Origin of the sequence: Anaerotruncus massiliensis (ex Togo et al. 2026), assembly GCF_030825285.1 — a bacterium.
GTDB lineage: Bacteria > Bacillota > Clostridia > Oscillospirales > Ruminococcaceae > Anaerotruncus > Anaerotruncus massiliensis.
On record NZ_JAPJQF010000044.1, the window covers coordinates 16,061 to 22,592 of the forward strand.

The following is a 6,532-nucleotide window of genomic DNA, read 5'->3' on the forward strand; positions in this document are numbered from 1 at the left end:
CCAATTTGTACCCTATATTTTCCGTGTTTGTCATACTGTTTTTCCCACTGCGCCCGGGGGCCCCCCGGGTCACACCGAAATCTAAAAGGGAGGGGCGGTCCCAATTAATATGGGAACGCCGCCTCCTCTTCATATCTTATTCTCTTAGGCTTATTTACTTAAAACCGCAGGTTACAGCAGTCCAGAGCATTTGCATTAACATACTTTTTCCAGTAGGCATAAGCTTCCGTGCAGTCTTCACAGACACTGATATCCCGAAATCCGGAAACCCGATCCAGCAACCGAATTTTTTCTTTCAAAGGAAGATGGGCGTAACCGTGTTCCGTGTGGGTGTACTTCGAAACATCTAACCCAGTAAACCATCCCTTGATCCATGAATTGACGCGGAGGAACTCCACTAGAATCTTATGGCAGCGAACCTGACTGAGGCGCCCGAAATCCACGTAATCCGGAAGGAACGGGCTCAGGCGCAGCTGGACGTCAAACCCTTCGGCCTCCAACTTTTCAATCGCCGCTATTCTGCGCGTGGGAGGGCAGGCTGTTTCATAACGGCACGACAAGTCGTCGTCCGTGCTGGTAACCGTAATCTGGATGTGTGCCAAAGCCGGATCAAGGATCGCCACATATTTGTCCGAAGCAATCAGATCCGATTTTGTCACGAGCAGATAGTGAACTTGGTATCGATTGAGAAGACGAATAGTCTCATAAGTTACCCGATACCGTTCTTCACAGGGCTGCAGGCAATCCGTCATGCCACCCATTCGAACCACTGTGCCACGCGGTAAAGCAGCAATTTTGCGCTCGATCCTACCCAGATTCGCCACATGCGGGTCTTCGGGGTGCCACAAACCGCGAAACTGCAGCAGTGACTTTGCATAGCAGTAGCGGCAGTCATGGGCGCAACCGCAGCCGTAGGTGTCCAAGCGGGTTGGATATCGGCATTTGCCCCCTTCGTTCCCTGCTACAGTCTTCAGGAAGTTTTTATACTCTTTCATCTCCCAAACTTTTTATTGTGGGCTTCAAAATAGCCCTTTGTTGCGTCGCTCCAGCAGGAACACAGGCGGCCGGCGATCGGAGCGACATATTCGCGTATCGAATCCGGTATCCATTTTTGATCGTTGAGAACAATTTTGCCATCAAAGACCAACAGGTATCCCCGCTCGTACAGTTCGTCGCAGCCAAACCTGCAGGCGGGCATCACTATGGACGGAACATCTTTCCGCTCCTCCAGCGTACAATCCGCGCGGCGTTTGATATGCGCCGCCGTCAGGAACTCGACCGGATATTTTTTCCCACAAAACGCACAGGTTTCCTCACGCTTTTTCCCAAACAGAAGACGGCGCAGAAGGACCTGTTCCTTTCGTTCCGTCCGCTTTGCAGTCTTGTCCAGAGTTTCCTGATTCCACAAATTTCGAATCGCTTCGGAGCATTCTTCCCTGCTGATTTCCTCCACGGATGGCTCGGTTTCGCAATCATAGGAAAAAAACTCCAATATGGATTCGCTGCGTTTCTCATCCAACACTCGGAATCCGCGAAGAATATTATTTTCTTTATATCCGGCAGCCCTGTTAAACATTTTATAAGAGATATCAACGGACTGCAAATCGTCTAAAAGATAAATATTGTGAAACGCCTTGTCATTCCAGAGAAACTCGGACAGCGCGTCGCTTTGAAACGTCAGCGTGATGGCCGCTTTGCTGTGCAGCACACTCTTCCATGAGAAAAAGACGATATCCCCGGAACGGATTTTATTCCAGAGGCGGTGGATCGTACCGTCAATCCCATCCTTTACTCCCCAGACGTGCAACCGGCCATCGGGATACAGTTTAGCCACCGCATCCTTTTCTGCAGGCGCCAAATATGGCTCGATATCCCGGGCCATCACAAAGTTCCGGATGGTGTGCTGGTAATTGGCCTGCGCTTCCGGGTCGGCGCAGGGCTGTAAAACGACCTGCCGCAGCATAGAGCTCCTCCTATCATGGTTGAATCTTCGACGCAAAGACCTATCATGGGAATATTACTATTATATTATAGCATAGTTTCCCATCAATCGACAATGCATCTTGGCAATTCAACACATGATAGTGGAGCGGCTGCCGCGCTACGAAGGACGCGTATTCGGGTTGTTGAAGCTGGGCGGCGCGGCCTTTGTGTCACCGAAGCCGTTGGCCGGGGAAGGCGTCGAGAGATTGAAATAGAGGCGGGAGTCCTCCGTGACGCCGAAATCCCGATTCGAGCCGGAATCCTGCACGCGGTTGAACGCCTCGCGGAAGAGGGCGTTATGCGCCTCCTCGCGGTTGAGGAGGAAGTCGATGGTTTCGCGGACGTGCTTATCCTCGATCTGCCGGTGGAGATATTCGTAGACCACCTTGGCGCGCTGCTCCGACGCGATGTTGGAAAGCAGGTCGGCGCACAGGTCCCCCGTGACCGTGACATAGTCGGCCACCCAGGAATAGCCCGACGCGTTGGTGAGCCCCGGGTTGAGTCCGAGCAGGACATGGCTCTGGATCTCGCCCGCCGCGACCTGCTGGCTGTCGACGTCGTGGCCGTTGAGCATGTTGATCGTCGTCGCCACCATCTCCATGTGGCTGAGCTCCTCCGCCGCGATATCCATAAAGAGGTCCTTGATCGCCGCGTCCTTGATGCGGAAGCTCTGCGACATATACTGCATGGCCGATTTCAGCTCGCCGTTGGCCCCGCCCAGCTGCTCCTGCAGCAGGACGGCGTATTGCGGGTTGGGTTTTTCGACCCGTACCGGATGGAACAACATTTTTTCATGTTTGAACATTGGGATGCCTCCTCCAAACTTTTTGGAATATTATTTCCCGGATTGTCCGAATCATCCTTCAAAATGCAAAAGAGGGAGACGAAAATCGTCTCCCTTTTTTTACGCCGTGATTCCGCCGACGGCATCCAGCAGCACCCGCAGGCCGCGCGAAGGGCGCTGGTTCCTGTTGCGCACCGCCAGCATCTCGTTGCGCATGTCGACGCCGTCCAGCGCAACCACCCGCAGCCGTTTTTGCGCGACCGGCTCCGCCAGCAGCAGGTCCGGCAGGACGGTGATCCCCAGACCCGCCTGGGCGGCCTGGATCAGCGCTGTGGAGTTCACGCTCTCCCACAGGGGGCGCGCCGTCTGGTTGGCGAGAAAGAGCGTGCTGTCCAGCGTGTCGCGGATCGCGCTTCCCCGCTCCCGCAGCAGCAGCGGCGCGGCGCACAGCTCCCGCGGCGTCAGCGGCTCCGCGGGCAGCGGGAAGCCGGGGGCGCAGGCCGCCCACAACTGGTAGGATCCGAAGGGCTCGCTGCGAAAGATCCCCTTTGGCTCGGCGCCCTCGATCAGCGCCAGGTCCGCTTCCCCGCTCTGCAGGATTTCAACGGCGCTGGCCGCGCTCACCACCCGCACCTGCACCTGCAGCCCGGGCAGTATTTCCCGCACCCGCAGCAGGATCTCCGGCAGCGGGAAGGAGGCGATCGTGATGCTGGACACCAGCTTTACGGGCGCTTCCTCCTCCAGGCCGGCAAGCCGCCCCTCCAGCTCGCGGCAGGCGGCCAGGATCCCCCGTGCCTCCTCCAAAAGCAGCGTCCCGCAGGGCGTCAGGCGCACGCCGCGCGGCATCCGGTCGAAGAGCGGCGCGCCCGCCTGCCGCTCCAGCTCCGCCACGGCGTGGGAAACCGCCGACTGGGTGAGGAACAGCTTTTGCGCCGCCCCGGTAAAGGTGCCCGCCCGCGCGACCGCCTCCAGAATTTCCAAATGCCGCAGGTTCATCACGTTCCCCCTGACATGAATTGAATTAATGTGATCCATACAATTATATCATTTTACAGATCGGTTTTCCAGTCCTATAATCATAGGGTATGGAAAGGGAGTGCAAACTTGGAGAAAACAAAAAAGCCCTACCTCTGGCTGTTGGGCGTCAACCTGTTCATCAGCACGTTCACCTTTGGCGGCGGCTATGTGGTGGTCCCCATGATCCGCCGTTATTTCGTGGAGCGCAGGCGGTGCTTCACCGAGGAGGAGCTCGTGAGCATGGCGGCCGTGGCACAGTCCACGCCGGGCGCGATCGCCATCAACCTCTCCGCGCTGGCGGGCTTCCGCACGGCGGGCTTGGGCGGGGCCGTCCTCAGCTGTATCGCCGCCATCCTGCCCCCGCTCGCCATTTTGGGGCTGGTCTCCGCCTTTTACGCGGCCTTCGCGGCCAACGCGGTGATCGCCGCGGTCCTCAAGGGCATGCAGGCGGGCGTGGCCGCGCTGATTGTGGATTTGATCATCGACATGTGCCGCATGCTGCTCAAGGAACGCTCGCCGCTGTTGACCGCCATGATCCCGTGCGCCTTTCTGGCCAGCTTCGTACTGAATGTCAACGTGGCCCTGATCCTTGCCGCGAGCTGCCTGCTCTGCGTGGGACGGGTGCTGCTGAAAAGGAGGGCGCGCCGGTGAACCGGATCTGGACGCTGTTCTATACCTTTTTCAAGATCGGCGCGCTCAGCATCGGCGGCGGCTACGCGATCATCCCCCTGATCCAGGAGCAGGTGGTGGAGCGGGCGGGGTGGGTGAGCGAAAAGGTCTTTACCGACATCATCACCATTTCGCAGATGACGCCGGGGCCGCTGGCCGTCAATACCTCCACCTTTGTAGGCCTGCAGATCGCGGGCGTCCCCGGGGCCGTCGCCGCCACCGTGGGCTGCGTGCTGTGCGGCGTGGCGCTCTCCCTGGTCCTGTATGCGTTCTTCCGCCGCTACCGGAGGTCCGTATATGTGTTCGAGGTGCTCGGCGGGCTCAAGGCGGCCTCGCTGGGGCTGATCATGTCGGCGGCGGGCACCATCCTGCTGCTCGCCTTTTTCGGGACCGGCGCCCCTGCGCCCGGCGCGATGCCCGACTGGGCCGCGCTGGCGGTGTTCGCCGCCTCCCTTTTCGCCCTGCGCAGGTGGAAGCTGAACCCCGTCCTGCTGATGGCGGTCACCGGCGTGCTGGGCTTGTTCCTCTATTGACGGAAATTTCTGGTCCGTCCGCATTTGCCCATTGACTTTTTCGCGTTTTTGACGTATACTAAGTTAATGCTTGTCAACTAGCATAATATTTTTAAAGAGGTATCTCATGTACAACGACAAAACACTCATTTGCAAAGACTGCGGAAACGAATTTCAGTTCACTGCGAGCGAGCAGGAATTCTACGCCGAAAAAGGATTCACCAACGAGCCGCAGCGCTGCAAGCCCTGCCGCGATGCCAGAAAAGGAAATGCGCGCGGCGGCAATTCCGAGCGCCAGATGTTTGAGACGGTCTGCTCCGAGTGCGGAAAAACCTGCCGGGTCCCCTTCGAGCCGCGCGGCGACCGCCCTGTTTATTGCAGTGAGTGCTTCTCGAATAGAAGGTAACCAGTCGCTCTTAAGTGTGCCCCTTCGGGGGCACACTTTTTTTGTCCCGGCGCTTTTCCCCGCGCGGGTTCATCGTCCGTTCACCGTTTTTTCTCGGATTGTTGCCGGTTTTTCCATACCAGCGCCACAAACCGCCCGTATACTGAAAGCAATTCGATGGAACCCGTTTTCAGAAAGGAGCCGCTATGAGAGCTTTTTTGATACAGATATTCCCCACGCTGGCCTCCCTGTTCGGCGATGAAATCGTCTTTGCGCTCGCGGAGAAGCTGGGGCTGCGCCTCGCCCGCGTCAAGGGATAGGCATCCGCGCGCCGTTTTTCTTCGGCGGCGCCCCGCCCGATCACACGCACAAGAGCCGTATGGGCAAACGCCCATACGGCTCTTGTGCTGTTTTGCGCGGCCTCCCGCTACGGCCTTCTGCGCCGGGAAAGGAGGATTCCGCATCCGGAGACGGCCAGCGCCAGCAGCGCGAGCCCGGGCAGGGAGCCGTCCCCCGTCAGCGGGATCGGGTTTTCCTCGATGACGATCGTCTTCAGCGGCTCCGGATCTTCCAACGGCTTCGGATCGAGCGGCTTGAGGAGACGCTCGGGCGGCTTCGGGGCGGAACCGCCTCCGCCGCCCCCGCCGCCCGGATTCGGGGCGGGATCGTCCCCGCCGGGGTCGGATGCCGGGTCGTGGGCAAACATGGCGGTGAAGGTGAGCTTAGAGATATAATAGTTGTCCAACGGCCATACGGGAACATAGGCCGCCGGATCCACCTGCGACAGGAAAAAAAGCCGCTCTTCGGCGTGGCTCGTCTCGACCGGCGCCGACATTCTGGAGGGTCCCGACATGTATTCAATTTCCAAGTTCCAGCCGACGAAATGATAGTCTGCATCCGCCACCGGCTCGGGAACCCCGATATCCAGGGTCTGCGCGAGAGGCTGGCTCATCATGGCCCCTCCGGAAACGATCCGGACGAGCGGTCCGCCGTCGGCGGGCCGCAGGCTGCCGAACGCGCCCGCCTGGAATTCTACGGAGCAGTCCGGGCCCCGGGTAGGAGCGAATGCCCGCATGATGATCGTCATGTCCTCGTCTACTGTAAAAGACCAGTCCACAAATTCTTCATTAGGTCAGTTTACAAGGAACTACACGCAGACCACGAAACGGGGGCTGCTGACAA

Annotated in this window: 8 protein-coding genes; 3 read left to right on the forward strand and 5 right to left on the reverse strand. The window is 58.5% G+C overall.

Going from position 1 to position 6,532, the window contains the following annotated elements:
* Window positions 1-158: 158 nt before the first annotated feature.
* The 4 genes from RCI06_RS11330 to RCI06_RS11345 all read right to left on the reverse strand — a co-directional run bounded on the left by RCI06_RS11330 (window position 159) and on the right by RCI06_RS11345 (window position 3,763).
* Window positions 159-995 (reverse strand): radical SAM protein, encoded by an 837-nt coding sequence (locus RCI06_RS11330; protein WP_306576153.1) that lies wholly within the window; start codon window positions 993-995, stop codon window positions 159-161.
* A complete protein-coding gene (locus RCI06_RS11335; RefSeq protein ID WP_306576154.1) occupies window positions 992-1,963 on the reverse strand; it encodes a hypothetical protein in 972 nt (323 codons plus the stop codon). The genes RCI06_RS11330 and RCI06_RS11335 overlap by 4 nt, the downstream gene beginning before the upstream one ends.
* Before the next feature lie 138 nt (window positions 1,964-2,101).
* A complete protein-coding gene (locus RCI06_RS11340) occupies window positions 2,102-2,788 on the reverse strand; it encodes a manganese catalase family protein (protein WP_306576155.1) in 687 nt (228 codons plus the stop codon).
* A 99-nt stretch (window positions 2,789-2,887) separates the two neighbouring features.
* Window positions 2,888-3,763 carry a LysR family transcriptional regulator gene (locus RCI06_RS11345; protein WP_306576156.1) on the reverse strand — a complete coding sequence of 292 codons (876 nt, stop codon included), beginning with the start codon at window positions 3,761-3,763 and terminating at the stop codon, window positions 2,888-2,890.
* Window positions 3,764-3,871: 108 nt separating this feature from the next.
* On the opposite strand from RCI06_RS11345, the gene RCI06_RS11350 reads away from it, so the two are divergent.
* From RCI06_RS11350 to RCI06_RS11360, 3 genes are all read left to right on the forward strand, one after another.
* Entirely contained in the window at window positions 3,872-4,435 is a 564-nt protein-coding gene (locus tag RCI06_RS11350) for a chromate transporter (protein ID WP_256152738.1), read from the forward strand.
* Window positions 4,432-4,986, forward strand: a complete 555-nt coding sequence (locus tag RCI06_RS11355) for a chromate transporter (RefSeq protein WP_121587500.1) — start codon at window positions 4,432-4,434, stop codon at window positions 4,984-4,986. The genes RCI06_RS11350 and RCI06_RS11355 overlap by 4 nt, the downstream gene beginning before the upstream one ends.
* 106 nt (window positions 4,987-5,092) lie before the next feature.
* Complete coding sequence (locus RCI06_RS11360; RefSeq protein ID WP_101549517.1) at window positions 5,093-5,371, forward strand: zinc-ribbon domain containing protein; 279 nt, start codon at window positions 5,093-5,095, stop codon at window positions 5,369-5,371.
* Between the two features lie 406 nt (window positions 5,372-5,777).
* On the opposite strand, the gene RCI06_RS11365 is transcribed toward RCI06_RS11360, so the two are convergent.
* The gene (locus RCI06_RS11365) at window positions 5,778-6,302 is read right to left on the reverse strand and encodes a hypothetical protein (protein WP_306576157.1); all 525 of its coding nucleotides are present in this window, start codon (window positions 6,300-6,302) and stop codon (window positions 5,778-5,780) included.
* Window positions 6,303-6,532: the final 230 nt, after the last annotated feature.